This is a genomic window from Streptomyces sp. NPDC058308 (assembly GCF_042880275.1).
Taxonomy (GTDB): domain Bacteria; phylum Actinomycetota; class Actinomycetes; order Streptomycetales; family Streptomycetaceae; genus Streptomyces.
Genome location: NZ_JBHVZA010000033.1, coordinates 17304 through 42847 on the forward strand (window position 1 = coordinate 17304; position 25544 = coordinate 42847).

Genomic DNA, 25544 nt, shown 5'->3' on the forward strand with positions numbered 1-25544 from the left:
GGGCGCCTTCGCTCAGCCCTGGTTGCTGCCCGCCTGCATGATGGCCTTGAGGATGACCGCGTGGATCTGCGCCGGGTCGTCGACCTGGTGGCCGGAGCCGCCGGTCGCCTCGGCGATCTGCTGGACCTCGTCCTTGTCCGCGTCCGGGCCGACGGCGATGGCGATGATCGGCACCGGCTGCTTGGGGTCGGATAGGTTCTCCAGCCGGGAGATGAGGGAGCCGCGGGAGATGCTGTCCGGGTCCTGGTTGGCGCCGTCGGTCAGGATCACGAGGGCGTTGAACTTGCCGCGCGCGTACGTCGACCGCGCTTCCTTGTAGGCGGCGAGCGTGGTGTCGTACAGGCCGGTGGCGCCGCCCGGCACGGGCTGCAGATCGCTGAAGGCGTCGGACATCTCGTCGCGGTGGGTGCCGCCGCCCTTGCGGTCGCCGAGGCGCTCGGTCGGCTCCAGCACGCGGTAGTCGCGGGCACCGTCAAGGCGGGTGGCGAACTCCCACAGGCCGATCTCGTCCTCGTCCGTGAACCCCGCGAGGGCCTGGAGGAGCGAGGACTTGGTGACCTCCATACGGGACTGGTTGCGGCCGGGGACGAACTGCCGCATGGACTCGGAGGCGTCGACGACCGTGCTGAGCCGCGCGCTCTGCACGGTGATCGTCCACATGCCCAGGGTCTCCTGGAGCTGCTTGTCGGAGGGCGGATCGGTGGCCTCGGCGGCGTAGGGCTGCGGGGCGCGGCCTCCCGCGGCGGTGACCAGTTTGCCGGAGGGCCGGTCGGAGTCGGTACGGAAGCCGTGCTCCGTCAGGATCCGTTGCCCCTCCTCGTCGCTGAACATCGTCATGAAGCGCAGCGCCGCGCGGCTCATGTCGGTGGACATCTCGTCGTCCTCGACCAGGGTGTACGGGTAGTCGAGCCGGGGCGAGCCGTCCTTGGGGTAGAACAGGTCGAGACTGTTCTCCTCGCCCGCCGACGCGTTGTGCGCGTACGCGGCCTGTTCGGAGAGGATCAGGGCCTGGTTGCGGCGGGGGTTGCCCTGCTCGGTGCCGGAGCCGTCGCGGGAGAGGGTGTCCAGGAGCTGGCCGTCGCTGTCCGAGGTGCGGGCCGACAGGGCTTTGGCCAGGGCGGCGGCCCGGGTGCCGCCGTCCTTGCCGCCCTGCTTCTTCGCCGACGCGCCCAGCGTGGCGAGGGCGAGCAGGCCGGTCGCGCTGCGCGCGGGATCGGCGGCGCCCAGGCGGAGTCTGTCGCCCTTCATGGCGGCCGAGGTCAGCGTCGGCCAGTCGTACGTCTTCTTCGGCCAGCCCAGCGCTTCGGCCGCGGACGGGACCATCCCGATGCCGACCGGAGACGAGGCGATGTTGCCCGCGGGCGAGATCTTGGTCTGCTTGGAGCCGAGCCCCACCTGCCGGACCCAGGTGCCGGAGTCCGGCACCCACACGTCGTACTCCGGATCGCGCTTGCCCGCGCGGAGTTCGGCGGCGACCTTGTACGAGTCGCGGGCGCTCACCCGTACGTCGATGCAGTGGCCGTCCGAGGTGATCTCCTCCTCACGGGCGTTGTCGGCCGCCTCGCGCAGGGCGGGGGCCACCGCGGGCGCGGCGACCACGTCGAGGCGTACCGCGTCGTCGCCGCAGGAGCCGCCGAAGGAGAGCAGACCGCTGCGGACCGCCGCCGCGGTGGAGCCCGCGATCACGAGGACGAGCGCCGTGGCGATGGCGACCGCACGCCCACGCCCGCGGGGCCGGGGGTCGGGCGCTGCCGTCCCGCGCTCATCGGGCAAGCTGTGACGTCCCATACCGGTGGTGCCCCTCCCTTGAGTGATGGAGCAAGGAGTGAGGGGGCCGTACGCCCGGAACCGGTGTCCGTCCCCCTCGGCCTGTCGCGCACGATCTTCGTAACTTCATTCGAGACCCTAGTGGGGCGGGGATGGGGATGAGGCGGGATTATTCAACTGGAGGCGGAAGTGCAAGCGGAGCCGGGGCCGATGGCCGGTTCTTTTCGAGAGGACGGGACTTCACGACGGATCCTGCGGGACGAGACGTTGCTCGTCCTGGCTCTCTCGCTCGGGGCGAGCGGTGTGTCCGCGCTGATCAGCTTTGTCGGGTCGGTCACCAAGCCCGGCGGTCTGAAGGACCAGGCCGCGACGATGAACACATCGGCGGCGCCGGGTCGGCCATGGCTTGATCTCGCGTGGCAATTGTTCGGTATCGCCACGGCGTTGGTGCCGGTCGCGCTGGTCGCGCACTTCCTGCTGCGGGAGCGCGCGGGGCTGCGGACGATCGGGTTCGACCGGACGCGGCCGTGGCCGGACCTGGGGCGCGGCGCCGCGATCGCGGCGGTGATCGGCAGCACCGGTATCGCTTTCTACCTGGCGGCCCGCGGGCTCGGCTTCAACCTCACCGTGGTGCCCGAGGCGTTGCCCGAGGTGTGGTGGAAGTATCCCGTCCTCGTGCTGTCCGCGGTGCAGAACGCGGTCCTGGAGGAAGTGATCGTCGTCGGCTATCTGCTGCGCAGGTTCGGGCAGTTGGGGTGGACGCCGATGGCCGCACTCGTGGGCAGCGCGGTGCTGCGGGGCTCCTACCACCTGTATCAGGGCATCGGCGGGTTCCTCGGGAACGTCGCGATGGGCGTGGTCTTCGTGCTGCTCTACCGCAGGTGGGGCCGGGTCGGGCCGCTGGTCGTCGCCCATTCCCTGCTGGACATCGGGGCGTTCGTCGGATACGCCCTGCTCGCGGGGAAGGTGGGGTGGCTGCCGACGCCTCCGTGAGGCGGGAGCCGGTCGGTATCGCAGCTGTGGGGACGTACGAGTGGTTCGTACGTCCCCACAGTGCTGTACGGGTCTCTGCTCTCCGTGCCGTACGCGCTCTGCGCGCGGGGCGCCGTCAGGCGAAGAGCTCGCCCTCGATGACCGTGACCGCCCGGCCCGTCAGGACGGTGCGGTCGCCGTGCAGCCGGGTGCGGACCAGGCCGGTGCGGGGCGAGGCCTGCAGGCCGGTGAGTTCGGTGCGGCCGAGGCGCTCGGACCAGAAGGGGGCGAGGGCGGTGTGCGCGCTGCCCGTCACCGGGTCCTCGTCGATGCCGAGACGCGGGAAGAAGCAGCGCGAGACGAAGTCGTAGCCGCCGGACGGGTCCTCGGCGCGGGCCGTGGCGATGATGCCGCGCTCGGAGTGCTGCACGAGGGCCTTGTGGTCCGGGGCGAGCGCCCTGACCGTCTTCTCGTCGGCGAGCTCGACCAGCAGGTCGCCGACCTGCCGACCCGTGTCGTACGCGGCGAGCGGCTCGGCGCCGAGGGCCTGCGCGATCCCGTCCGGGACGTCGGCGGCGGTGAGCGGGGCGGTCGGGAAGTCGAGGGTGAGGGCCCCGTCGTCGTGCGCGGTCGCGGTGAGGACGCCGCTGCGGGTGGCGAAGCGGACGGGGCCCGACGCGGCGCCCGTGGTGTGCAGGACATGCGCCGTGGCCAAAGTGGCATGGCCGCAGAGGTCGACCTCGGCGGCGGGCGTGAACCAGCGCAGCGCCCAGTCGGCGTCGCCGCCCGCGGGGAGCCGGTGGGCGAAGGCGGTCTCCGCGTGGTTGACCTCCCTGGCCACGTGCTGCAGCCAGGTGTCGTCGGGGAAGGCGTCGAGGAGCAGGACCCCGGCCGGGTTGCCGGCGAAGGGGCGGTCCGTGAAGGCGTCGACGATGCGGATGCGGTGGGGAGTCGGCATGTGATGACGGTAGAGGGCCGCGGAGCGCGGGGGTAAGGCCAATTCCGGGTTACTGGACTGGGTTAGGGGGCTGGGGGGGGCGATTGGCTTGCGGGGTGGGGGCTGGGCTGGGGCGTTCATGGCTTCCGTGCCGTGGACCTGGAAGGTCGCGCCCTGACCCACCGCGGCGTCAGTTCCGCTTGGGCCTCCGTCACGAAGCATCGCTCGTGGGGTGCCTGTCGCGTCGAGTCGGGTCGAGTCGGGTCGGGTCGGTCAAGGCTCATTGGCAAAGGGTCGAAGTTCAGCGTCAGAGGACGCCAGGTCGGAAGCAGGGTTGTCAGGCGAACTGTTCCGATATATCGTTGACGCATCGCGATAGATTCGCGACTGATCAAAGATCGGAGTTCCCGATCTGCGACACGAAGACCACGACACGAAGTCGATGGACACCAAGTCGATAGACACCAAGGAGTGATCGCTATGCGTTCCCACGGTTTTGAACACGAGCACGAGCACGGGCGCGGCCATGGACACGGCCGCCGCGGCGGCCCCGGGGGCCGGGAAGGCTTCGGCCGCGAAGGATTCGGCGGATTCGGTGGCTTCGAAGGGCGGCGCGGCGCGTTCGGTCCCTTCGGCCCCGGCTTCGGCGGACCGGGCGGCCCCGGTGGACCGGGTGGCCCCGGTGGACCGGGTGGCCCCTGGGGCGGCCGCGGCGGGCGCGGCGGACCGCGCGGCAGGGCGCGGCGCGGCGACGTGCGCGCGTCGATCCTGGCTCTTCTGAAGGACCGGCCCATGCACGGCTACGAAATGATCCAGGAGATCGCCGAGCGCAGCGGCGGGGCGTGGAAGCCCAGCCCCGGCTCGGTCTACCCGACTCTCCAGCTCCTGGAGGACGAGGGCCTGATCACCAGCGCGAGCGAGGGCGGCAAAAAGCTCTTCTCGCTCACCGAGGCCGGTCGCACGTCGGCCGAGGAAGGCCCCGAAGCGCCTTGGGAAGAGGCCGGGCGCGGGGTCGACTGGGACACCCTGAATGAGATCCGGCAGGCCGGCTTCGGTCTGATGGAGGCGTTCGGCCAGGTCTGGAAGACCGGCAGCAAGGAGCAGCGCGAGAAGGCGGTCACCGTCATCAACGACGCCCGCAAGAAGCTGTACCTGATCCTCGCTGATGAGGACTGAGCTGGTGGAGGCCGACGCCTCACGGCCACGGACGAGGCGCCCCGCACGCATGGTGTGGGGCGCCTCGTTCTCTCTGTGGCGGCCGTTCTTCTACGGGGGCGGGGCGGGACCGGTCGTCTCCGGGGGCCGGGCGGGTCAGACCGTCACCAGTCCGTCCAGCTTGCGCAGCGACTCGTTGAGGGCGGCGGTCGCCGAGTCCTTGAGCTTGCCCGCCATGAGGGACACGGCGGCGCCGGTGAACTCCCCCTCGATGCGGACCAGCGTGCCGGAGCCCTCGGGCGAGAGGGAGTAGCGCGTGCCGACGTTCACGCCCATGGGGCCCTTGCCCGCGATGGCCAGGACGCGGGCGGGCTCCAGCTCCTGGATCGTCCAGTTGACCTCGGCGGGGAAGCCCATCAGCTTCATGTTCTCCACGAAGGTGCCGCCCGGCTCCAGAGTGGCGGGGCCGCCCTGCGGGAAGCTCGTGTGCGTGGAGTTCCACTCGCCGTACGAGGAGAAGTCGGTGAGCTGGGCCCAGACCTTCTCGGCGGGCGCCTCGATGCGTGCTTCCGCGCTGACTTCGGCCATGCGGCCACCCCTTCCCGTCGGACGCTGCGACGGCCGCAGCTACGGTGTCGCGGAACGTAGCCGCAGGGCCTGGAACATTCAATACTGATGAACCGTCAGGTTTGGTGACCCGTCCCGCCGGCCTGCCCGAGCCCGGCCCTGGGGCGATCCGGGCGTCGCTCCTCCTCCCGCGGAGAACCGTCAGAACAGCCCTAGCCGACCCGCCGTATCACCGCCGCGTCGAAGAGGTCCGAGGCCCTTGGGAACGGACCCTCGTCGTGGCAGTGCCACGCCTCCCAGAACAGGTCGGCGGGCAGCGCGTCGTCGGGTGCGTACACCCGGTAGACGTACTGCCTGCCGTCGATCGCCGGCAGGGCGACCATCCAGCACCTGTCCCTCATGCATGTCTGAGACGTGTGCTGCCACAGCGCGGTTGCGTGCCCGTGCGCGGCTCGACGGCACACCCGGAGGAGGTGCTCCGGTGGATCTCATCCGTAAGGAGGACAACCAACGCACCCGTGCCCAACCTGTGTCGGACGCGAAGATGCTTCCCGCCGCCGATGCATATGCCCCCAGGGGTTGATGTGGTGGGAGATGTGCAAAGCCGTACCCCGCCCGGTGCCGAATCCGGCCCGACCCGAGCAGAACTCGACTCCCGAGCAGAACTCGACCCCAGGCTCAGCCCTGAGCTGGCGTCCGTGGTGGCCGGCGCGCGCCGCCGCGCCCTGCGGGACGGGGACCGGCAGATCGACACCGCGCACCTGCTGCACTCGCTCCTGGAGACCGACCCGGAGGTGCGCGCCGTCTTCGAGAGCGGCGCGCAGGCGGTCCGCGTCCTCGGCTACCTCGTCCAGCGCAGCATCGGCTACGGCCTGCGGTGGCAGGGCACCGTCGAGGACTCCGGCGCCGTGCCGGTGGTGACCGCGGCCCCCGAGACGGGCTGGTCACCGGCCGCCTCCACCGCGATGGACGCGGCACTCGAACGCGCCGAGCTGCGCGGAGAACCGCACGCCCTCGGCATGGACCTGCTCGCCGGACTCGTCACCGACCCGGACTGCCGCGCCGTCGAGGTCCTCGCGCGGGCCCGGGTCGAGGTGCCGACGCTGCTGCGGCGCATAGAGGCGGCCTGCAGGCGGCACGCGTCCGGTGCCGGCGAACACGGGTACATCGGAGGCCCTGGCTCCGGCTGTTGATCGCGGCGGGGAACCTGCCGGTGAACGGCTTGTGACAACTGCCGGTGAACGGCCTGGGAGAACTGCCGGTGAGCGGCGGGGCGTCCGCCGATTGAGACAGGGGTCAAAAGGAGTGAAGCTCCTGACGTCGCCTGCCATGATGTGCCGGTGCAAGGGTCAGACGAGATGCAGGGGAGCCGGGCGAGCCGGGTGAATCCGGACGGCCCGGGAGGTCGGGGCGGTCAGGACAAGGGCGGCAGGGGAGCCGGGCTCGGCCTGGCCCTCGTGTCGGCGGTCGCCTTCGGCGGCTCGGGGGTCGCGGCGAAGCCACTGATCGAAGCGGGACTCGACCCGCTGCACGTGGTGTGGCTGCGGGTGGCGGGCGCCGCCCTGGTGATGCTGCCCGTGGCCTGGCGCCATCGCGGCCTGCTGCGCAGCAGGCCCGCGCTGCTCGCCGGGTTCGGTCTCCTCGCCGTCGCGGGCGTCCAGGCCTGCTACTTCGCCGCGCTCTCGCGCATCCCCGTCGGGGTCGCGCTGCTGATCGAGTACCTCGCGCCCGCGCTCGTCCTCGGCTGGGTGCGCTTCGTGCAGCGGCGGCCCGTCACGCGGGCGGCCGCGCTCGGGGTGGTGCTCGCCGTCGGCGGGCTCGCCTGCGTCGTCGAGGTGTGGGCCGGGCTGAGCTTCGACGCGGTGGGGCTGGTGCTCGCGCTCGGTGCCGCCTGCTGCCAGGTCGGCTACTTCGTCCTGTCCGACCAGGGCAGCGACGCGGGCGACGACGCCCCCGACCCGCTCGGCGTCATCGCGTACGGGCTGCTGGTCGGTACCGCCGTGCTGACCGTCGTCGCGCGGCCGTGGGGCATGGACTGGTCGGTGCTCGCGGGCGACGCGGACCTGGACGGCTCGGCCGTGCCGGCCTGGGCCCTGCTGACCTGGATCGTGCTCATCGCCACGGTCGTCGCCTACGTCACCGGCGTCCTGTCCGTGCGCAGGCTCTCGCCTCAGGTGGCCGGCGTCGTGGCCTGCCTCGAAGCCGTCATCGCGACCGCCCTGGCCTGGGTCGTCCTGGGCGAACACCTCTCGGCGCCGCAGGTCGTGGGTGGCGCGGTGGTGCTCGTGGGGGCGTTCATCGCCCAGTCGTCGGCGCCGACGGCCGGGCCCGCGGGCGACGGTGGTGACGGCGTTGACGGCGGTGTCCCGGCATCCGAAACGCAGTTGTCGCGCGTCGGCGGCGCAACCTAGTGTGCTGATCATGCACGCACGAGCGCTCGTTCTTCCGCCCCCCGCCGGTTAGCGCGGGGCGCCCACGGATCTTGTCCAGCCGGATGGCTGGGCAGAACGGTGCTGCCCGCAGACGGAGCCAGACATCCCTCTCTGCTGCGGAGAACTCACGTGTCACATCTGTCGAGCACGTCGTCCGACGTGTCCACTTCCTCTTGTGCGGCTGCCGTGCATGGCGCTACCTCGAACGCCACTGTCCCGGTTGCCGCCGCCCTCGGGCTTCCCGTCGGGCGGGGACTCCTCTATCTCATCGTCGCCGGAACCGCGGGGGGCACCGCGGGAGCCGCGGCCGCGCTGGTCTTCGAGACCGGTGACATGGGCCCGGTCAGCCTCTCCTTCTGGCGGTGCGCGGGCGGGTTCGTCCTGCTGCTCGCCGCCCGCGCGGCCACGCGGCTGATGCGGCCGTGCCGGGTCGCCCCGCACCTCGCTTCCCGCGTCGCGCACGCAGGGCCGCTGAGCCGAAGGGTGCGCCGGATCGTCGCGACGGGCGTGGCCCTCGCGGTGTTCCAGACCGCCTACTTCGCCTCCGTCGAGGCGACCGGCCTCGCGGTCGGCACCGTCGTCACCATGGGTTCGGGGCCCGTCCTCATCGCGCTCGGCGCACGCCTGACGCTGGGGGAGCGGCTCGGACGCGGCGGCGCCGTCGCCGTCGTGGGCGCCCTCACCGGCCTCGTCGTGCTCGTCCTCGGGGACGGTGACGGCGGTGGCGCGACCGTGCGGCCGACCGGGGTGGTCTGGGGGCTCGTCTCGGCGGCCGCGTACGCCGCCATGACGCTGCTCACGCGGCGGTGGGGGCGGGACGGCGGAGCCGACTCGTCCGACACCACGGTCTGGGCGTTCGCCGTCGTCTCGCTCTGCCTGCTGCCGCTCGCCTTGGCCGAGGGGCTGCTGCCGCACACCGCCGAACCCGTGCGGATGGGCCTCTACTTGCTGTACATCGCCGCCGTGCCGACGGCGGTCGCGTACGCGCTGTACTTCGCGGGGGCGGCCGTCGTGCGCTCCGCGACCGTCTCCGTGATCATGCTTCTGGAGCCGGTGGGTGCCGCGGTCATCGCGGTCGCGCTGCTCGGCGAGACGCTCACGGCGGCGACCGTCGCGGGCACGGCCCTGATGCTGGCCGCGGTGACGGGGCTCGCCGTCGCGGAGACGCGGGGTGCGGTGGCGGGGCGGCGGGGTGCGGTGTCGGCGTAGGGGTGGGGGTGGGGGCTGCGGGTGAGAGTGGGGCAGGAGCTGGCGGCGGGGCCGCGCGGTGGGCTCCGGCACCGCCCCGTTCTTCGCTGCCCCGCTCCGGGGCCGGGTGTCTGGCCGGAGCAGCCGGGATCTGTCGGAAGCGGGCGTGATCTGTCGGCGGTATGTCGGTAGCGGGTGCGAGCTTGAGCGGGTGGTCGGTGCTCAGGAGCTCATCCGGTGAGCTCATCCCGTGAGTCCGGTCCGTGAGTCCGGTCCGTGAGTACGCCCCATGAGTACGCCCCATGAGCCTGCCTCATGCGTCCGTCGCATGAGGCAGTCGCCCGAGTACGAGGAGTCCGTCACCATGTCTTCCCCGCCCCAGCCCGCGCCCCGGCCGTGGGACGTTCACCGGCTGCCGTCCGCCGAAGGCAGGACCTTCCTGGTCACCGGGGGCAACGCCGGCATCGGCTTCTTCGTCGCGGAGCAGCTCGCCGCCACCGGTGCCGAGGTCGTACTCGGCAGCCGGGACACGGCGAAGGCCGACACCGCCATGGCCTCGATTCGCTCGCGTGTCCCCGGCGCGCGCCTGAGGCACCTTCAGCTGGACCTCGCCGACCTGTCGTCCCTCAAGGCCGCCGTGGACAGGCTGGATCTCGATCATCTCGACGCCGTGGTCCACAACGCGGGGGTCGCGCTGGACGATCCGCCGCGTCGGGAGACCGGGGACGGCCACGAGTTGATGTTCGGCACCAACCATCTCGGCCACTTCGCGCTCACACAGTGGCTGGCGCCTCTGCTGTGCGCCGCTCCGGCGAGCCGCGTCGTGACGGTGGGCAGCTTCGCGGCGCGGTCCGAGCGACTGGATCTGGACGACCTGCAGTCGGCCCGTGACTACCGGCCCAAGCGCACCTACGGCCGGTCGAAGCTGGCGCAGATGTACTTCGGCCTCGAACTCGATCGCCGTCTGCGGGCCACCGGCAGCACGGTGCTCAGTGTGGTGGCGCACCCGGGCGGCGCACTGGACTCCCTCACCCCCTCCCGCGCCCCCGTGCACGTCACCACCCCCGGCGAGCGGCTGCGCGCCCTGCCCGCCGGGCTGTTGGTGCAGGGCAAGGACGCCGGAGCGTGGCCCATCGTCCGTGCCGTGCTCGACGCGGAGGTCCAGGGCGGGCAGGTGTGGGGGCCGAGGGTCTTCGGTCTGCGGGGCGTACCGCGGCGAGAGCCCGTCCCCGCGCACCTGGCGGATCAGGCCGTCGCCGCCCGGCTGTGGGCCGCCAGCGGTGAGCTGACCGGCACCGATCCGGAGCTCGGCTTCCCATAGGCGCAGGTAGACGCAGGTACACGCAGGTACACGCAGGTACACGCAGGTTGGCGCAGGCTCCGCGTCCAGCCCTCCGCGGTCCGCCTTCCGCGCGGCTACGGGATCACAGCGCGGACAAGTAGTCGGGCGCCTCGATGCCCGGCGCGAGGTCCGCCGAGGGGATCAGGTCGCCGTGGGTCCTGCGCAGCGGGACCACCCCCGACCAGTAGGGCAGGTCCATGTCCTCGGCGTCGTCGTTCGGGCCGCCGGTGCGTGCCTTCGCCGACACCTCGTCGAGGTCGAGGCGGAGGACGGCGGTCGCGGCGAGTTCCTTGGCGTTGGCGGGGCGCGAGTCGGCGGCGCGGCCGGGTACGACGTGGTCGACCAGCGCGTCCAGCGCGGCCCGCTTCTCCTCCGGGTCCGTGACCGGGTGGGCGGTGCCGTGGACCACCACGGAGCGGTAGTTGATGGAGTGGTGGAAGGCCGAGCGGGCCAGGACCAGGCCGTCGACGTGGGTGACGGTCAGGCACACCTGAAGGCCCGGGTCCTGCTTCTGCTCCTGTCCCTGATCCTGCCCCTGTGAGGCGGCGGCGTCCGCCATGCGCAGCGGTCGGGACCCCGTCGAGCCGTGCACGTACAGGCGGTCGCCCACCCGGCCGTACAGCGTCGGCAGGACCACGGGGGCGCCGTCGCGCACGAAGCCGAGGTGGCAGACGTAGGCCTCGTCGAGTATCGCGTGCACCGTTTCGCGGTCGTACGAAGCGCGCTCCCGCGAGCGGGTGGGGATCGTGCGGTCGGTCGGTGTGTAGGCGGCGCTCTCCGGCGAGGTGGCGGCGGTGGCGCTCGGCGTCGTCTGCATGGCTCTCCCTGTACTGCTGACCCTGTGTACTGCTTGCCTGTCGTGCTGGTGCTGGTGCTGGTGCTGGTGCTGGTGCTGGTGACTTGGGGCTCGCGGCTTGCGGCCTCACGGCTTGCGGCAGTTATTGCACTAGTGCATAATCTGCTTTGTGCTAGGAGAGTATCCGATCGAAGGTCGGCGCGCAGCCGAGATTGCCGCCAGCGTGGAGCGGGCGGTGGGTGACGGCGGCCTTGAACCGGGTCAACTGCTTCCGCCCCTGCGGGAGTTGGCGACGCGTCTCGGCGTGAATCCCAATACCGTGGCGGCCGCCTACCGCACCCTGCGCGAACGGGGGGTCATCGAGACGGCCGGGCGGCGCGGCAGTCGCGTACGGGCGAAGCCCGCCACCACCACGCGGGAACTCATCCGGGTGGACGCGCCGCCCGGGGTGTGCGACGTCTCCAAGGGCAACCCGGACCCGAAGCTGCTGCCCCCGCTCACCGCGGCCTTCGCGGCGGCCGCGGCACAGAGCGACCGGCAACCCGTCCTCTACGGAGAGGGCGCCGTGGACCCTGAGCTCGAACGCCAGGCGCGCCTGGCCTTCGACGCGGACGGCGTCCCCCACGCCCCACTGGCCGTCACCTCCGGATCGCTCGACGCCATCGAGCGGGTGCTCGCCGCCCACCTCAAGCCCGGCGACGGGGTGGCCCTGGAGGATCCGGGCTGGGGAAGTCTGCTCGACCTCGTCTCCGCCCTGGGTCTTCGCGCGGTTCCGGTGGGCGTGGACGACGAAGGGCCGCTGCCCGCCGACGTGGAGCGGGCGCTGGCGTCAGGCGCCCGGGCAGCCGTCGTGACGGACCGCGCGCAGAACCCGACGGGCGCCGCCGTCACCGCCCCACGCGCGCGAGCCCTGCGAAAGGTCTTCGCCGCGCACGAGGACGTGCTGCTCATCGAGGACGACCACGGCCACGGGATCGTCGACCTGCCGCTGCACCCGCTGGCGGGGGCGACCCGCACATGGGCCCTCACCCGCTCGACCGCCAAGGCGTACGGCCCCGATCTGCGGCTCGCGGTGCTCACGGGCGACGCCGTCACCATCGACCGGGTACGGGGGCGCCAGCGGCTCGGGCCCGGCTGGGTGAGCCGGTTGCAGCAGCGCGCCGTCGCCCGGCTCTGGGCCGACGGCGCGGTCGACGCCCGCGTGGTGGCGGCTTCCTACGGGCGGCGGCGGGACGCGCTGATCTCGGCGCTCGCCGAGCGCGGCGTTCTCGCGTACGGGCGCAGCGGCATGAACGTATGGGTGCCGGTGCCCGACGAGACCGGGGCGGTCGCACGGCTGCTGCACGCGGGCTGGGCCGTGGCTCCGGGGGCGCGGTTCCGGCTGGGGACGCCGCCCGGGGTGCGGATCACCGTGGCGGCGCTCGACGACGAGGACATCGTGGCGGTGGCGGACGCCGTCGCCGCCGCCACCGGGCCCGCTCCGGTGCGCCGCTACGACTGACGGGGCGGCCGTCCGGCGGCGTCCGTGGTGGCGCGCGGCCCGGCACCGGCGACGACCGTCGTCCCGCGCGACCTGGACTGGGTGAGGGCCGCGCCCGCCAGGACGATGACCGCGCCGACCGGTGTCGACCAGCTCAGGGACTCGCCGAGCACCGCGACGCCCGCGGCGGTGGCGATGACCGGAACGAAGTACGTGACCATCTGGGCGGTGGTCGGGCCGACTTCGGAGACCAGCGCGTACTGCAGCAGGAAGGCGACTCCGGTGCCGAGGGCGCCGAGCGCCACGACCGCCAGCAGCGGCACGACGGGGAAGTGTGTCGGCATCGAGGTGAACAGCGGTGTCACCACGGCCAGTTCGACGGACGCGATCAGCAGCTGACCGCCGGACAGGGAGAGGTTCGAGTGGCCGGAGCCCGCCAGCGTACGGCGCACGTAGATCCAGCCGACCGGGTAGCTGAGCGAGGCGAGCAGCGCCATGGTCATGCCACCGAGGTCCAGTCCGCTGAAGCCCTGCCACGCGCCGAGCACCGTGAGGACCCCGAAGAAGCCGAGGCCGAGGCCCGCGACGCGGCGGCGGGTCGGCCGGTCCTCGGAGAGCGCGACGAGGGAGAGCACCATGCCCCACAGGGGTGACATCGCGTTGCATATCCCGGCGAGCGTCGACGGGATGGTCAGCTCCGCATACGCGAAGAGCGAGAACGGCAGGGCGTTGAGCAGGAAGGCCGCCACCGTCAGATGCAGCCAGGTCCGCACCCCGCGCGGCAGCCGCTCCCGCTTCACCACGAGCACGGCGGCGATCACGAGGGTGCCGAACACGAGCCTGCCCAGGGTGACCTGGAACGGCGCGTACCCTTCGGTGCCCACCTTGATCAGCAGGAAGCTGAAGCCCCAGATCAGGGAGAGGACACCGAAACGGATGCGCCAGTCAAGGGCGGAGCGGCCGGACCCGTTGCCCTCGGCCCGCGCGCTGGTGGGGGTGGAGGACACGGGCGCGGGGGAGCCGGTGGCCGGTGTGGCGGCTGACCGGGGCTGCGGGGTCACGGTGCTCATGCGTCTCACGATGGACCCTGGCGATCTCGTAGCACAAGCGAGTTTTCGTGTCGGGTATCGCGTAGCATCGCTTACATGTTGAACCTGGAGCGCCTGCGCACCCTCGACGCCCTGGCCCGGCACGGCTCGGTCAGCGGCGCGGCCGCGGGCCTGCACGTCACGACGTCGGCGGTCTCGCAGCAGATGACGAAGCTGGAGCGCGAGGTGGGCCAGCAGCTGCTTGCCAAGAACGGCCGGGGCGTGCGCCTGACCGACGCCGGGCGGCTGCTCGCCGAGCACGCCGCGCGGATCCTCTCGCAGGTCGAGCTCGCCCAGGCGGACCTGGAGGAGCAGCGCGGCAAGGCGGTCGGTGAGCTGCGGATCTCCGCCTTCCCCACGGCCGCGCGCGGCCTGATGCCCGCCACGCTGTCCGCGCTGCGCACCGACCATCCCGGGCTGCGGGTGAGCTGCCAGGAGATGGAGCCGGTGCCCGCGGTCGCGGCCGTGGTGCGCGGCGACCTCGACATGGCGATCGTCCTCGACTGGTACAACAAGCCGATGCCCATCCCGGAGGGCCTGGTCAAGGCGCCTCTGCTCGACGACCCCGCGGACGTCGCGATGCCCGCGGCGCACCCCCTCGCCGACCGGGCCGAAGTGGACCTGGAGGAGTTCGCGAACGACGAGTGGATCACTTGGGCAGAGGGCGAGTTCTGCCACGAGTGGCTGATGTTCACGCTGCGCGGCAAGGGCATCGAGCCGCGTATCGCGCACCGCGCGGAGGAGCACCACACTCAGCTCGCGCTTGTCGCGGCCGGTCTGGGCGTATGCGTGGCGCCGCAGCTGGGCCGCGACCCGATGCCCGCGGGCGTGCGCACGGTGCCGGTCCGGCACCGGGTGCGGCGGCATGTGTACGTGGTGTGGCGCGCGGACGCGGACCGCCGCCCCTCGATCAGGGCGGCCGCGGAGGCGCTCAGAGCGGCGGGGGCAGGGCTCCGGTAAGCCTCAGCCGGTTTCCTGCGGGCCCGCGTCGGCTTTGCGCGGGCCTGCGTCGGCTTCCCGCGGGTCCGTGTCGGCTTCCCGCGGGCCGAAGCCGGCCAGTTTCCTGAAGTCCCACGACGCGACGGCGTCCGGTGTCAGGCGGGCCCACGCGTGGCGGCCGTCGTGCGGCATCTCGTCCAGGCCGAAGTTCTTGCGGGCGAACAGCCGCTCCGGAGCGTCGAGTTCGGGGCACGGCTCGCCGGTGCGCGGCACCTCGCCGACGAAGGTCACCGGGCCCGAGAGCTCCACGCCGCGCAACTCCCCGAGCTGCTCACCCGCGTCGACCACCACGGCGATCCGCGGGTCCTTGCGCAGGTCGGCCCAGCGCTTGCTGCGGGTGATCGAGTACAGCCACATCGAGGTGCCGTCCCAGGCGAACCAGAGGGTGCTGACATGCGGGGCGCCGTCCGGGGCCACGGTCGCCACCCGGCACGTGCGTTCCGCGGTGAGGAATGCGTCGAGCTCGTCCGGCGTCATCATGATCCTGCGGCCCCGGCGCTGGGTGACGGCCATGTGTGGTCCCTTCCGAATGGCGATCCGGCCGTACGGTCCGTCGTACGTCCGGCCTGGCAGTCCTGACTGGGCGTCAGAAACCGTGCGCCAGGAAAGGATGAGGGCTCTTCCCTCGTGGCGCAATGGCCGTTAGCCTCGCGCGAACTCCGGGGCCGGGAGGGCGCCGGCCCGCCGACCGGTGTCCGGGACGCCCGCGACAAGGGGGAGCCATGCCGTCGTACGAACAGCTCAGAGAACTCCTCGACCCCGCCACCACCGCCCTGTTGACCGTCGAGTGCCAGCAGGGTGTCGTCGGCACGGAGAGCGCCCTGCCCGAACTCGCCGCGGCGGCGCGGACGTCGGGCGCGCTCGGCAACGTCGCCCGGCTGGTCGACGCGGCCCACCAGAGCGGTGTCCAGGTCCTGCACGCGTTCGCCGAGCGGCGGCCCGACGGTCGCGGGGCCAACCACAACGCCCGGCTCTTCCGCGCCGCCGAGCGGCTGCCCGTGCAGCAGCTCTCGGGCACTGCGGCCGTGCGGATCGCGCCGCCGATCGAGGTCCGCGACGAGGACTTCGTCGTACGCCGCCTGCACGGCCTCTCGCCCGTGGCGGGCACCGACGTCGATCCCCTGCTGCGCAACCTCGGCTGCCGCACCCTGCTGATCACCGGGGTCTCGGCCAACGTCGCGATCCCGAACGCCGTGTTCGACGCCGTGAACCTCGGCTACACCGCCGTCGTGCCCGCCGACGCCATCGCCGGAGTACCGGCCGACTACACGCCCGCGATGGTCCGCAACACCCTCGCGCTCGTCGCCACCGTCACCACCACGGACGAGGTCCTCGGGGCCTGGAAGCGGCCGGGAGGCTCTTAGACAGGCTTTCAGGCCAGCTCGATGGAGTCGCCCGTCACGGTGATCTCGGCCGTCGGCAGCGGTTTCGGCGCGGGACCGCCCTTGACGCTGCCGTCGGCGACGTCGAACTTGCTGCCGTGGCACGGGCAGTTGATGGTGCCGCCCCCGACGCTCGACACCGCGCACCCTTTGTGGGTGCAGCGGTTGGAGAAGGCCTTGAACGAGCCCGCGGTCGGCTGGGTGACCACCACGCCCGCGTCCTTGAAGATCTTGCCGCCGCCCACCGGGATGTCCGACGTACTGGCCAGGGCGGTCCCGGCGGCGCCCGCGGGCTCGGAGGAGTCCTTGCCGTCGCTGCCGCCGCAGGCGGTCAGGGCGGCGGCGCACCCCGCTGCGCCGAGCGTGGCCATGACGGTACGGCGGCTGGGCCCTGCGGCCGTCCCGTAGGCGGTCTCTTCGGAAGTCGTCATGGCCAGTGATACGCGGCCGGGGGTCAAGGTGTTCAAACCCTCAAGGGCGCACGACGGCTACGGTGACGGCACCTGGGCCCGAGTCGATGACCGTGCCGGTGCTTGCGCCGGACCGGCCGACGGTGACAGGTGCTTGCTCAGGAAGTCCAGTTCGCACCGCAGCAGGTTCGCCGCCTGGTCCTCCTGGCTCACCAGATGACTCGCGCCGGACAGCGGCAGCACGCTGTGCGGGCGGCCCGCGGCAAGGAGCGCCGAGGAGAGGCGCAGCAGGTGGACGGGGAGCACATTGTCGTCGGACATGCCGTGCACCAGCATCAGAGGGCGCCTCAGACGGTGGGCGTGCGCGACCAGCGAGCAGTTCTCGTACGCGGCCGTCCGCACGTCGGGGTGGCCCAGGTAGCGCTCCTTCCAGTGCGTGTCGTAGAGACGCAGGTCCGAGGGGGCCGCGCCCGCCACCGCCGCGTGGAAGACATCGGGCCGGTGCAGCACGGCGCCCACGGCCAGATACCCGCCGAACGACCAGCCGCGGATGCCGACCCGCTCCAGGTCGAGGTCGGGGAACCGCTCCGCGGCGGCGTGCAGCGCGTCCACCTGGTCGTCGAGCACGGGCGTCAGCTGGTCCCCGTGCACGGCCCGGGACCAGTCGTCGCCGCGACCGGGCGTGCCGCGCCCGTCGGTGATCAGCACCGCGTAGCCCTGCTCGGCGAACCACTGGGCCACGACCGTCCACCACCCGCGCGCGTGGACCACGAGTTGGATTCCCGGACCCGCGTAGGGACAGAGCAGCACCGGCAGCTTCCCGGCACCCGGTTCGTGCCAGGACGGCAGATACAGCGCGCTGCGCAACTCCCGCTCACCGAGTGTGAGATGGCGGGGGCGCGGGGAAACAACCGGCTCCTCGGCGTACACGGCGATCCGCCCGGTGGGCTCGCCGCCGCGCAGCACGGTCACGGTCTGCCCGTCGGGGGTCCTGCTGTCCAGGACCACGGTGTCGCCCCCGACCGCCGCCGTGTGCACACCGGGGCCTTCGCTGAGCTGGCGCAGGTCGCCGGCCTGGTCGTCGGCATGCTCGAACGACCAGACGTGGACCTCCGTCGGCTCGGTCGACGCGGTGAACCACAGGCGCTCGCCCGTGGCGGCGAGGACCTCGCGCACCTGGAGGCCGCGCGGCGTGCCCGCGTCGCCCACGCGCAGACCGCGCGTGCGCCCCGGCGCCTCCCCGAGCCGCACGAGGCGGCCGCTGTCCAGACGCAGCGGCGTGCCCGGCATGAGCTCCAGCCAGGCGGGGTCGCTCAGGTGGTCGAGCGCTCGTGTCCCGCCGGTCTCCGGGTCGACCTCCAGGACGTGGACCGAGCGCTGATCGCGGGTCTGCAGCGTGACGAGCGGACCGTGGGCGTCCCAGCGCACCGTGGGGACGTAGTCGAAGGCGTCGTCCGTCCACTCCCCGGCGCCGTGGTGCTCCGACGCGCGCTCCGGGGTGACCACGGAGGTCCGGGTGCCGTCGACGCGCAGGATGTGCAGGGACGTCACGGCGTTCGCGGTACCCGCAGCCGGATAGCGGACGGCGCGCGGCGCCTGCTCCGGGCGGGCCGGGTCCGAGAGCCACCAGACCCGCACCGGGGAGGCGTCCACGCGAGCGACGAGCAGCGCGTCGCTCCCCGGAGACCACCAGAAACCGCGCTGCCTGCCCATCGACTCGGCGGCCACGTGATCGGCGAGGCCGTAGGTGACCTCCGCGCCCTCGGGCTCCGCGAGCGCCCTGTCGCCGCTGCCGTCGGCGCCGACCACGCGCAGGGCGCCGCCACAGACGTACGCGACGAGGGTGCCGTCCGGCGAGGGGCGCGGGTCGACCGCCGGGCCCGCCGTGCGGATCCGGCGCGGCGGGCCGCCGTCGGTCTCCACCAGCCAGAGCGCGCCGCCCAGCGTGAAGGCGGCCACGCGCGCGTGGTGGTCGGTCGCGAAAGCGACCACTCCTTGCGACGCTTCCCGCGCGCGCTCCCTGCGGACCCGCTCCGCCTCGGGCACCGGCCCCGAGCCGCCCAGAGCCGCCGGGTCGGCCAGCATGCGCTCCGCCCCGTCTTCGTACAGCCACAGCCTGCCCACCGGGTCGTCACCCGCGGCCGACCGCACGAACAGCACCCGCTCACCGTCCGGAGAGACCGTGAAGCCGCGCGGCACGCCCAGGGAGAACCGGCGCGTGCGGGCGAACTGCCGAGGAAGATCAGGTGAGTCCATGCCGGGCACTCTAGGCAGCGGGGCATGTGATCGAACAGCTCGCGACCGGCAGTAATCTGGGGCGATGCTCAGCGAAGTCACCGCGGTCCGCTACGTCACGCCCCTGCGGGAGGGCGGCTCGCTGCCCGGGGTCGTCGAGGTCGACGACCACGGCAGGTACGGGACGTACGTCATCAAGTTCACCGGCGCGGGACAGGGCCGAAAGACGCTCGTCGCCGAGGTGATCTGCGGTGAACTGGCCCGCAGGCTCGGCCTGCGGGTGCCGCGGCTCGTGGGGATCCGGCTCGACCCGGTCCTGGGCCTCGGCGAGCCCGACGAGCGGGTGCAGCAGCTGCTCAAGGCGAGCGGTGGGCTCAACCTCGGCATGGACTTCCTCTCCGGAGCCCTCGGCTTCGACCCGCTCGCCTACGACGTCGGCCCGGCCGAGGCCGGCCGCATCGTCTGGTTCGACGCCCTGATCAACAACGTCGACAGGTCCTGGCGCAACCCCAACCTGCTCCGCCTGCACGGCGACCTCTGGCTCATCGACCACGGCGCGAGCATGATCTGGCACCACAACTGGCGCACCGCGGGGACCGCGGCCACCAAGCCGTACGACGCGTCCGACCACGTCCTCGCCCCCTACGGCCCCGACATCGCGGCGGCCGCCGCCGAGCTCGCCCCCCTCGTCACCGAGGAGCTGCTCACCGAGGTCGTGGCCGAGGTGCCCGGGGAATGGCTGGCCGACGAGCCCGGCTTCGACAGCGCGGACGAGGTGCGCCGCGCCTACGTGACGGCACTGCTGCCGCGCGCGGCGACCATCCACGAACGGATCGCGCTGGGCGAGCCGCAGCCGAAGGGGGCCGTCAAGTGAGCGAGCGCGACGTCTTCGAGTACGCGCTGGTGCGCGTCGTGCCGCGGGTGGAGCGCGGCGAGCAGTTCAACGCGGGGGTGGTGGTCTACTGCCGCGCCAAGTCCTTCGTGGCCGCGCGCACGCACCTGGACGAGGCCAAGCTCCTCGCCCTGGACCCGGCGGCCGACGTGCCCGGCATCCGGGCCGCGCTCGGCGCCGTCGAGCGGATCTGCGAGGGCGGGGCCGGCGCGGGTCAGGCGGAGCGGGACGACGCGGGGCGGCGCTTCCGGTGGCTGATCGCGCCGCGCTCCACGGTGGTCCAGCCGGGGCCGGTGCACACCGGTCTGACGGCGGATCCCGAGGCCGAGGTGGAGCGACTTCTGGGCCTGCTGGTGCGGTGAAGCGCCACGCCTCCTTGACCACCACTGCGTCACACCTCCCGGTGGGCCGTTGACACCCGGTGCCAGGGCTTCTAGCGTCTCGTCCAGCTGAAGGTACTAAGCGGTCGCTCACCATCGGGGCGTACCGTGGGCCGCACCCCAAGAGCCGTATCCAAGGGCGAGGAGAACCAGCATGTCCACCACTGAGCAGCGCGTCGCTGTCGTGACAGGCGCAGCGCGAGGCATCGGCGCGGCGACCGCCGTACGGCTCGCCGCCGAGGGCCGCGCCGTGGCCGTCATCGACCTCGACGAGGCCGCCTGCAAGGACACCGTCGCGCAGATCACCGCGGCCGGTGGCAGGGCGATCGCCGTCGGCTGCGACGTGTCCGACGAGGCCCAGGTCGAGGCCGCCGTCGCCCGTATCGCCGAGGAGCTCGGCGCGCCGACGATCCTCGTCAACAACGCGGGTGTGCTCCGCGACAACCTGCTCTTCAAGATGAGCGCGACCGACTGGGACACGGTCATGAACGTGCACCTGCGCGGCGCCTTCCTGATGTCGAAGGCCTGCCAGAAGCACATGGTGGACGCCAAGTTCGGCCGCATCGTGAACCTCTCCTCGTCCTCGGCGCTCGGCAACCGCGGCCAGGCCAACTACGCCGCCGCCAAGGCCGGCCTGCAGGGCTTCACCAAGACCCTCGCCAAGGAGCTCGGCAAGTTCGGCGTCACCGCCAACTCCGTCGCCCCCGGCTTCATCGTCACCGAGATGACGAAGGCCACCGCGGAGCGCGTCGGCATGGGCTTCGAGGACTTCCAGGCCGCGGCCGCCACCCAGATCCCGGTGCAGCGCGTCGGCCGCCCCGAGGACATCGCCAACGCCATCGCCTTCTTCACGGGCGAGGCGGCCGGGTTCGTCTCCGGACAGGTCATGTACGTGGCCGGTGGCCCGCTCAACTGACCCGGAAGACCTGGAGGCGGAGGACATGGCTGTGCAGGACAGTGGGAAGGCCGCGCTCGTCACGGGCGCGAGCCGGGGCATCGGATACGGCATCGCACAGGCGCTGGTCGCCCGTGGTGACCGCGTCTGCATCACCGGACGCAACGAGGACGCCCTCAAGGAAGCCGTCGAGAAGCTCGGCTCCGACCGGGTCATCGGCGTCGCGGGCAAGGCCCACGACGAGGCGCACCAGGCGGTCGCCGTCGAGCGCGCGATGGCGGCGTTCGGCCGGGTCGACTTCCTGGTCAACAACGCGGGCACCAACCCGGTCTTCGGCCCGATGGCCGAGCTCGACCTCAACGTGGCCCGCAAGGTGTACGAGACCAACGTCATCTCGGCCCTCGGCTTCGCCCAGCAGACCTGGAAGGCCTGGCAGAGCGAGAACGGCGGCGCGATCGTGAACATCGCCTCGGTGGCCGGCGTCTCCGCCTCGCCCTTCATCGGGGCCTACGGGATGAGCAAGGCCGCCATGGTCAACCTCACCCTGCAGCTGGCGCACGAGTTCGCGCCGAAGGTGCGCGTGAACGCCATCGCGCCCGCGGTCGTCAAGACCAAGTTCGCCCAGGCGCTGTACGAGGGCCGCGAGGAGGAGGCGGCCGCCTCCTACCCGCTCGGCAGGCTCGGCGTGCCGGAGGACATCGGGGGCGCCGCGGCGTTCCTCACGTCCGGCCAGTCCGACTGGATCACGGGCCAGACGCTCGTGGTCGATGGCGGCATCTTCCTCAATGCGGGCGTCGGCTGACGAAGGCCGCGTACCCACCGAGTGCGCCGTGTACGCCGCTTTCAGTGACGTACACCCACATCAAGTGCCCTGTCGGCGTTACGGGTTGGACCGGCAGGGCACTGCGATATTGTCTCCCGATTCCATGGCATGGCCGATCGAGGAGCGTGCGCGTGTTCAGTGAAGTTCCCCCAGCCAAGCGGACCAGGGGTCTGCGACCGGTGGCGGCGATCGCGTCCATATCCCTGCTCGCCGGCTGCGGGGTGCTCTCCTCCGAGGGGTCGGACGACGAGGACCGGGTCACCGTCGGCACGATGAGCGCGCCGAGCACCCTGGACCCGGCGAAGGCCTGGGACAGCTCCTGGGAGCTGTACAGGAACGTCTTCCAGACGCTGCTCAGCTTCCCCTCGGGAGCCACCGAACCCGAACCGGACGCGGCCCGGTCCTGCGAGTTCAGCGACGCCTCCAGCACGGTCTTCACCTGTGAACTGCGGGAGGGCCTGACGTTCTCCGACGGGGACGCGCTGGACGCGGCGGCCGTGAAGTACTCTGTCGACCGCATACGGACCATCGGGGCGAAGGGCGGCCCGACCGGTCTGCTCGGCTCGCTCGACAAGGTGGAGACGAAGGGGAAGCGCACCGTCGTCTTCCGGCTCAAGAAGGCGGACGCGACGTTCCCGTTCGTGCTCGCGACGCCGGCCATGTCGATCGTCGACCCCGCCGAGTACCCGGCGGACAAGCTCCGCGAGGGCGACGCGGTCACCGGCTCGGGCCCGTACACCCTGAACGCGTACTCCGCGAACGAGAAGGCCGAGCTGGTCAGGAACGACAAGTACGAGGGTGCCGCCGACGTCAAGAACGATGCCGTCACCATCCGCTACTTCAAGAAGTCGTCGGCCATGATCGACGCCCTCAAGGACAAGCAGATCGATGTGACCTTCCGGGGGCTGGCCTCCAAGGACATTGTCGAGATGCAGGGCAGGGGCAGGCGCGAACAGGACATCGAGCTCGTCGAGGGCTCGGGCACCGAGATCCGCTATCTGGTGTTCAACACCAAGGACCCGTGGGCGCGGAAACTGCCCGTACGGCGGGCCTTCGCGCAGCTCGTCGACCGCGGGGCCATCGCCCACAAGATCTACAAGGACACCGTCGAGCCGCTGTACTCGATGGTCCCGCGCGGGCTCACGGGCCACGCCACCGGGTTCTTCGACGACTACGGAGACCCCAGCACGGCGAAGGCGAGGAAGATCCTCACCGACGCGGGCATCCACGCACCGGTCCCGCTCACCCTCTGGTACACCACCGACCGCTACGGTTCGGCGACCGAGCCGGAGTTCGCCGAGATCAAGCGGCAGCTGGAGAGCTCCGGTCTGTTCAAGATCACGCTCAAGAGCCGGCCCTGGACCGAGTTCCAGGAGGGCTACAGCAACGGCGAGTACCCCGTGTTCGGACGCGGCTGGTTCCCCGACTTCCCTGACGCGGACAACTTCATCGCGCCGTTCGTGGGCCCCAAGAACGTGCTCAATACGCCGTACCCCTCCAAGGAGATCACCGACGAGATTTTGCCGCGCGAGCGCCGGGAGGCGGACCGGGGCGCGGTCATCGACCAGTTCGAGCGGGCCCAAAGGATCCTCGTCGACGACGTCAGGCTGCTGCCGCTGTGGCAGGGCAAGCAGTACATCCTGTCCAGCGAGGAGATCGCGGGCGGCGAACGTGCCCTCGACCCCTCGGCGATCATGATGATGTGGGAGCTGCAGCGCAAGACCAGCTGGTAGCGGGCGGGCGGCCGGTCGGTTGTCAGTGGGCGCCGGTAGGTTCTGGGGTGAGAAGTGACCGCACACCGGAGGTTGTTGACGTGACCGACATCGCCATGCTGCCCGCGTCCTGGCGCGGAGTCCTCGGCGAGGAGCTGCAGAAGCCCTACTTCAAGGAGCTCACCGAGTTCGTCGAGGAGGAGCGGGCGAAGGGGCCTGTCTATCCTCCGCGCGAGGAGGTCTTCGCCGCCCTCGACGCGACGCCGTACGACGGGGTGAAGGTCCTGGTCCTCGGCCAGGACCCGTACCACGGCGAGGGGCAGGGCCACGGCCTCTGCTTCTCCGTGCGCCCCGGCGTGAAGACCCCTCCCTCGCTGCGGAACATCTACAAGGAGATGAAGGAGGAGCTCGGTCACCCCGTGCCCGACAACGGCTATCTGATGCCGTGGGCCCAGCAGGGCGTCCTCCTGCTGAACGCGGTGCTGACCGTCCGTGCGGGCGAGGCCAACTCCCACAAGGGCAAGGGCTGGGAGAAGTTCACGGACGCGGTGATCCGGGCGGTGGCCGACCGCCCCGACCCGGCCGTCTTCGTCCTGTGGGGGAACTACGCCCAGAAGAAGCTCCCGCTCATCGACGAGGAGCGGCACGTCGTGGTGAAGGGCGCGCACCCCTCGCCGCTGTCCGCGAAGAGGTTCTTCGGCTCGCGCCCCTTCACGCAGATCGACGCAGCGGTCGCGGCGCAGGGACACGAGCCGATCGACTGGCGGATCCCGGACATCGGCTGACGCCCCCGGGGCGGGGGGCCTGGAGCGTCACCGGCCTGGCCCAGCGCCGGGGGCGAGCGCCCCGCGTCCGAACGTGCCTGACCGCGATTGTCGGTGGTGGCCGCTAGCGTCGTGAGGGATGGGGGCGACGGCCGTACGACCACGGAGGACCCGGTGACGGAGCAGCAGGAGCAGACGGCGGAGGACGCGATGATGACCCGCATCGGGCAGGCGGTCATGCTGCACCACGGCGGCGACCGCGAGGAGGCGCAGGACCGCTTCCTCGGCCTGTGGGGGGAGATCGGTGAGAACGGCGACCCGCTGCACCGCTGCACGCTCGCGCACTACATGGCGGACACACAGGTCGACCCCTCGGACGAACTGGCGTGGGACCTGCGGGCGTTGTCGGCTGCGGACGAGCTCACGGACGAGCGTCTGAACGAACACCACCAGTCGCTCGCCGTGCGCGGCTTCTACCCCTCCCTGCACCTCAACCTCGCCGCGGACTACGCGAAGCTCGGCCGCCCGGAAGCGGCCCGCAGCCACCTGCGCCGGGCCCGCGGCGCGGTGGGCGCCCTGGAGGACGACGGCTATGGCAACGGCGTCAAGCAGGCCATCGCGAGGCTGGCGGCCGAGGTGGGGGAGGGGAGCGAGGAGGAGTAGGCGGCAGGGCGTGAGGCCGCGCCGGGCGTCGGGGCGCAGGCGGGGGTTCAAAAGGCAGGCTCTCAACGGCCGTACGTCTTGCGGCAGATGACGGCCTCGGGGCTGTCCGGCCGCCATCTGCCGTACGTCTCGCCGAGTGCGCACACATGCGCCCCGGGAACGGCGGGGGTCGTCCTCGGGGCGGGGCGGGTGGCGCCCGCGTCGGGCCGTGGTGGCGGAGGCCTGCGGGCCGGGGCCGCCGCGGGGGGAGGCGCCGGGCGGGCTGAGCCGAGTGGGGGCGCCTGCGGCCCGGTGTCCGGGTGGGTCTCGGGGGCGGAGTCGGGGGCGGCCCGCCGGGAGGCCAGGTGCCGGGGCGGGTCCATGCGCTCCAGCGCCTCGCGGGCCGGGGCCTGCACGGCCCGCGGTCGGCCCGTCCCGGCGGTGTGGGGCGCGGGCGGTGTCGCGGTGGCCGCGGCGGTCCCGGCCCCGGCGGGCCGCTCGACGCTCACGCACCCGGCGACGGCGGCCGAGACGGCCACGGAGACGAGGAGCGCGGCGGTGGCAGACGATCGTTGCACCCGCACAACTCTGCTGCGCCCGCTGCCCGTTGGCGGGCCAAGTCCGCGTGCGTGCCCCGCACGGGTGACGCGGGGGCCGGGGCGGCCGGAAGCGGCGAGGGGTGCGCG

Annotated in this window: 26 protein-coding genes; 16 read left to right on the forward strand and 10 right to left on the reverse strand. The window is 72.2% G+C overall.

Features of this window, described 5'->3' with window-relative positions; all coding sequences use genetic code 11:
* Window positions 1–12: 12 nt before the first annotated feature.
* A complete protein-coding gene (locus ACFVYL_RS32280) occupies window positions 13–1788 on the reverse strand; it encodes a substrate-binding and VWA domain-containing protein (RefSeq protein ID WP_389722266.1) in 1776 nt (591 codons plus the stop codon).
* 168 nt (window positions 1789–1956) lie between these two features.
* Between ACFVYL_RS32280 and ACFVYL_RS32285 the strand changes: the two genes are divergently transcribed.
* On the forward strand, window positions 1957–2760 hold the full coding sequence (locus tag ACFVYL_RS32285) for a CPBP family intramembrane glutamic endopeptidase (RefSeq protein WP_389722268.1): 804 nt from the start codon (window positions 1957–1959) through the stop codon (window positions 2758–2760).
* A 115-nt stretch (window positions 2761–2875) separates the two neighbouring features.
* On the opposite strand, the gene ACFVYL_RS32290 is transcribed toward ACFVYL_RS32285, so the two are convergent.
* Complete coding sequence (locus ACFVYL_RS32290) at window positions 2876–3697, reverse strand: PhzF family phenazine biosynthesis protein (RefSeq protein ID WP_389722270.1); 822 nt, start codon at window positions 3695–3697, stop codon at window positions 2876–2878.
* Window positions 3698–4156: 459 nt separating this feature from the next.
* Between ACFVYL_RS32290 and ACFVYL_RS32295 the strand changes: the two genes are divergently transcribed.
* Window positions 4157–4852, forward strand: coding sequence for a PadR family transcriptional regulator (locus ACFVYL_RS32295; RefSeq protein WP_389722271.1), 696 nt, complete (start codon window positions 4157–4159; stop codon window positions 4850–4852).
* Between the two features lie 135 nt (window positions 4853–4987).
* Here the strand turns inward: ACFVYL_RS32295 and ACFVYL_RS32300 are convergent, their stop codons facing one another.
* Together ACFVYL_RS32300 and ACFVYL_RS32305 are read right to left on the reverse strand one after the other, a co-directional pair.
* Window positions 4988–5419, reverse strand: a complete 432-nt coding sequence (locus tag ACFVYL_RS32300) for an SRPBCC family protein (RefSeq protein ID WP_389722273.1) — start codon at window positions 5417–5419, stop codon at window positions 4988–4990.
* A 191-nt stretch (window positions 5420–5610) separates the two neighbouring features.
* A complete protein-coding gene (locus ACFVYL_RS32305; RefSeq protein ID WP_389722275.1) occupies window positions 5611–5799 on the reverse strand; it encodes a hypothetical protein in 189 nt (62 codons plus the stop codon).
* Between the two features lie 195 nt (window positions 5800–5994).
* Here ACFVYL_RS32305 and ACFVYL_RS32310 point away from each other — a divergent pair, with 195 nt between their 5' ends.
* The 4 genes from ACFVYL_RS32310 (at window position 5995) to ACFVYL_RS32325 (ending at window position 10339) form a co-directional block, all read left to right on the forward strand.
* On the forward strand, window positions 5995–6591 hold the full coding sequence (locus tag ACFVYL_RS32310; RefSeq protein ID WP_389722277.1) for a Clp protease N-terminal domain-containing protein: 597 nt from the start codon (window positions 5995–5997) through the stop codon (window positions 6589–6591).
* A 141-nt stretch (window positions 6592–6732) separates the two neighbouring features.
* The gene (locus tag ACFVYL_RS32315; RefSeq protein ID WP_389722279.1) at window positions 6733–7809 is read left to right on the forward strand and encodes a DMT family transporter; all 1077 of its coding nucleotides are present in this window, start codon (window positions 6733–6735) and stop codon (window positions 7807–7809) included.
* Between the two features lie 207 nt (window positions 7810–8016).
* Window positions 8017–9039 (forward strand): DMT family transporter, encoded by a 1023-nt coding sequence (locus ACFVYL_RS32320; protein WP_389722281.1) that lies wholly within the window; start codon window positions 8017–8019, stop codon window positions 9037–9039.
* A 343-nt stretch (window positions 9040–9382) separates the two neighbouring features.
* On the forward strand, window positions 9383–10339 hold the full coding sequence (locus tag ACFVYL_RS32325) for an SDR family NAD(P)-dependent oxidoreductase (RefSeq protein ID WP_389722282.1): 957 nt from the start codon (window positions 9383–9385) through the stop codon (window positions 10337–10339).
* Between the two features lie 103 nt (window positions 10340–10442).
* Here the strand turns inward: ACFVYL_RS32325 and ACFVYL_RS32330 are convergent, their stop codons facing one another.
* A complete protein-coding gene (locus tag ACFVYL_RS32330) occupies window positions 10443–11177 on the reverse strand; it encodes a pyridoxamine 5'-phosphate oxidase family protein (RefSeq protein WP_389722284.1) in 735 nt (244 codons plus the stop codon).
* A 148-nt stretch (window positions 11178–11325) separates the two neighbouring features.
* Here ACFVYL_RS32330 and ACFVYL_RS32335 point away from each other — a divergent pair, with 148 nt between their 5' ends.
* Entirely contained in the window at window positions 11326–12657 is a 1332-nt protein-coding gene (locus tag ACFVYL_RS32335) for an aminotransferase class I/II-fold pyridoxal phosphate-dependent enzyme (RefSeq protein ID WP_389722285.1), read from the forward strand.
* Here ACFVYL_RS32335 and ACFVYL_RS32340 read toward each other — a convergent pair.
* A complete protein-coding gene (locus tag ACFVYL_RS32340) occupies window positions 12648–13706 on the reverse strand; it encodes a DMT family transporter (protein WP_389722286.1) in 1059 nt (352 codons plus the stop codon). The genes ACFVYL_RS32335 and ACFVYL_RS32340 overlap by 10 nt on opposite strands.
* A 75-nt stretch (window positions 13707–13781) precedes the next feature.
* Here ACFVYL_RS32340 and ACFVYL_RS32345 point away from each other — a divergent pair, with 75 nt between their 5' ends.
* Entirely contained in the window at window positions 13782–14684 is a 903-nt protein-coding gene (locus ACFVYL_RS32345; protein ID WP_389722287.1) for a LysR family transcriptional regulator, read from the forward strand.
* 3 nt (window positions 14685–14687) lie between these two features.
* Here ACFVYL_RS32345 and ACFVYL_RS32350 read toward each other — a convergent pair whose 3' ends face one another.
* Entirely contained in the window at window positions 14688–15236 is a 549-nt protein-coding gene (locus tag ACFVYL_RS32350; protein ID WP_389722288.1) for a pyridoxamine 5'-phosphate oxidase family protein, read from the reverse strand.
* A gap of 209 nt (window positions 15237–15445) precedes the next feature.
* Here ACFVYL_RS32350 and ACFVYL_RS32355 point away from each other — a divergent pair, with 209 nt between their 5' ends.
* A complete protein-coding gene (locus ACFVYL_RS32355; protein WP_389722289.1) occupies window positions 15446–16087 on the forward strand; it encodes a cysteine hydrolase in 642 nt (213 codons plus the stop codon).
* An 8-nt stretch (window positions 16088–16095) separates the two neighbouring features.
* Here ACFVYL_RS32355 and ACFVYL_RS32360 read toward each other — a convergent pair whose 3' ends face one another.
* Complete coding sequence (locus tag ACFVYL_RS32360) at window positions 16096–16536, reverse strand: Rieske (2Fe-2S) protein (protein WP_389722290.1); 441 nt, start codon at window positions 16534–16536, stop codon at window positions 16096–16098.
* A gap of 57 nt (window positions 16537–16593) precedes the next feature.
* Window positions 16594–18771, reverse strand: coding sequence for a prolyl oligopeptidase family serine peptidase (locus ACFVYL_RS32365; protein WP_389722291.1), 2178 nt, complete (start codon window positions 18769–18771; stop codon window positions 16594–16596).
* A 64-nt stretch (window positions 18772–18835) separates the two neighbouring features.
* Here ACFVYL_RS32365 and ACFVYL_RS32370 point away from each other — a divergent pair, with 64 nt between their 5' ends.
* The 7 genes from ACFVYL_RS32370 (at window position 18836) to ACFVYL_RS32400 (ending at window position 24879) form a co-directional block, all read left to right on the forward strand.
* Complete coding sequence (locus tag ACFVYL_RS32370; RefSeq protein ID WP_389722292.1) at window positions 18836–19624, forward strand: HipA family kinase; 789 nt, start codon at window positions 18836–18838, stop codon at window positions 19622–19624.
* The gene (locus tag ACFVYL_RS32375; protein ID WP_389722293.1) at window positions 19621–20004 is read left to right on the forward strand and encodes a DUF3037 domain-containing protein; all 384 of its coding nucleotides are present in this window, start codon (window positions 19621–19623) and stop codon (window positions 20002–20004) included. The genes ACFVYL_RS32370 and ACFVYL_RS32375 overlap by 4 nt, the downstream gene beginning before the upstream one ends.
* Window positions 20005–20176: 172 nt before the next feature.
* Entirely contained in the window at window positions 20177–20938 is a 762-nt protein-coding gene (fabG, locus tag ACFVYL_RS32380) for a 3-oxoacyl-ACP reductase FabG (RefSeq protein WP_389722294.1), read from the forward strand.
* 25 nt (window positions 20939–20963) lie between these two features.
* Window positions 20964–21719, forward strand: coding sequence for an SDR family oxidoreductase (locus tag ACFVYL_RS32385; RefSeq protein WP_389722295.1), 756 nt, complete (start codon window positions 20964–20966; stop codon window positions 21717–21719).
* A 146-nt stretch (window positions 21720–21865) separates the two neighbouring features.
* On the forward strand, window positions 21866–23473 hold the full coding sequence (locus ACFVYL_RS32390) for an ABC transporter substrate-binding protein (protein ID WP_389722296.1): 1608 nt from the start codon (window positions 21866–21868) through the stop codon (window positions 23471–23473).
* An 80-nt stretch (window positions 23474–23553) separates the two neighbouring features.
* Window positions 23554–24237, forward strand: coding sequence for a uracil-DNA glycosylase (gene ung / locus ACFVYL_RS32395; RefSeq protein WP_389722297.1), 684 nt, complete (start codon window positions 23554–23556; stop codon window positions 24235–24237).
* 153 nt (window positions 24238–24390) lie between these two features.
* Complete coding sequence (locus tag ACFVYL_RS32400) at window positions 24391–24879, forward strand: hypothetical protein (RefSeq protein ID WP_389722298.1); 489 nt, start codon at window positions 24391–24393, stop codon at window positions 24877–24879.
* A 62-nt stretch (window positions 24880–24941) separates the two neighbouring features.
* On the opposite strand, the gene ACFVYL_RS32405 is transcribed toward ACFVYL_RS32400, so the two are convergent.
* Window positions 24942–25436: a hypothetical protein gene (locus ACFVYL_RS32405; RefSeq protein WP_389722299.1), complete on the reverse strand. Its 495-nt coding sequence runs from the start codon at window positions 25434–25436 to the stop codon at window positions 24942–24944.
* Window positions 25437–25544 lie beyond the last annotated feature (108 nt).